The 1,417-nt window shown below is 36.1% G+C and carries 1 protein-coding gene; it reads left to right on the top strand.

The window, feature by feature from the left end; translation table 11 throughout:
* Positions 1-81: 81 nt before the first annotated feature.
* Positions 82-1,284 carry an IS110 family transposase gene (locus A8L44_RS06430; RefSeq protein ID WP_066103346.1) on the top strand — a complete coding sequence of 401 codons (1,203 nt, stop codon included), beginning with the start codon at positions 82-84 and terminating at the stop codon, positions 1,282-1,284.
* The last annotated feature ends 133 nt before the right edge of the window (positions 1,285-1,417 follow it).

Here is a 1,417-nt window from a genome sequence, read left to right as displayed (position 1 = left end):
AGATCTCGTATAACAAGCGAAGCTATAATACTACTTGGAGGAAATAGGGGTACTGGTGAATTTATCAGAGGAGGAGAAAGAATGAACCCAGTTGTGGGTATAGATATAGCCAAAGAAGAAAGTGAAGTACAGGCTTTTTTAGATAAAGGAAAGCCATATGGAACAAGTTTTTCGATTAAGCATAATCGTGAAGAGTTGGAGAAGTTTATCTATTTCTTAGAAGAAATGAAGGAAACAACTGGGCAGATGCCTGTGGTTATATTGGAATCAACAGGACATTATCATACCCCAGTTGTTCAATGCTTAGAAGAGAATGACATACTTTATATCTTATTGAATCCAATCATTTCTCATCAAGCGAAGAAGGCCAGTTTAAGAAAGGTGAAAACTGATGCGTTTGATGCGTATCAATTATGTGTTCTCTATTATAAAGAAGAATTTGAACCTCAAAAAAGGAGAGGAATTCAGCTCTTAAATCTTCGAAATCTATCGAGACAACAAGAAATAATGACGAATATGTATGTGGAGGCAAAATTGCATTTTCATACGATTTTAGATCAGGTTTTCCCTGAATACAGAAAGGTTTTTGGAGATCTTTTTTCGAAAGTATCTTTATCGGTATTAAAGGAATATCCTACCTCGGAGAAGGTTCTAAAGGCTGGCAAGGAAGAACTAGAAGATAAAATACGAGAACATTGTCCAAGTCGGTCTGTACAGTGGGCTAAAGAAAAGGCAAGAAAGCTCATTCATTCAGCTTCTCAAAATCCTTTTCAGAAAGTGCGATATGAAAGCCATCTTATCAATCTTAGTATGTATATCGATATTTTATTTCACTACCAAGGACACCTTACGGATTTAGAGAGCCAAATGGTATCCCTGGCAAATGAAATAGAAGAATATAAGATTATCCAATCGATTCCTGGTATCGGTGAAAAGATTGCGGCAACAATCATTTCGGAGATAGGAGAAATTGATCGGTTTAATCACCCTAAGAAGCTAGTGGCCTTCGCTGGAGTCGATCCCAGTGTCTATTCATCTGGTAAGTTTACTGCGAACATAAATCGTATAACCAAACGAGGATCCAGTAGGCTAAGGCATAGTTTGTATTTAGCTGTTTTATGTGGGATAAGAGGCTCTAGAAATAAAAAGCTCAAAGAGTTCTATGATAGAAAACGTTCAGAAGGAAAACCTTCAAAAGTTGCCATTGTAGCTTGTATCAACAAGCTGCTTCACTGGATTTATGCTTTATTGAAAAAGAACGAGAATTTCCTAGATTTAGCTTAGGAAATGATATTTATCCAACATAAGAAAAACCTTCCAAAAAGAAACTGGAGGGTTATTTGGCATACCCAAAAACAGTATAGCATATAAAAAAATGAAATATACAGAGAGATATTGACAACCTATTAGCTGGTTT

It is taken from the genome of Bacillus sp. FJAT-27986 (assembly GCF_001685035.1).
Taxonomy (GTDB): domain Bacteria; phylum Bacillota; class Bacilli; order Bacillales; family Pradoshiaceae; genus Pradoshia.
Note: the sequence above shows the minus strand (reverse complement) of the source record. Positions and strands in the feature narration are given on the sequence as shown.

Excerpts from the sequence above, each read along its gene's own strand:
- A8L44_RS06430 (WP_066103346.1), top strand. The coding sequence starts at position 82 with ATGAACCCAGTTGTGGGTATAGATATAGCCAAAGAAGAAAGTGAAGTA.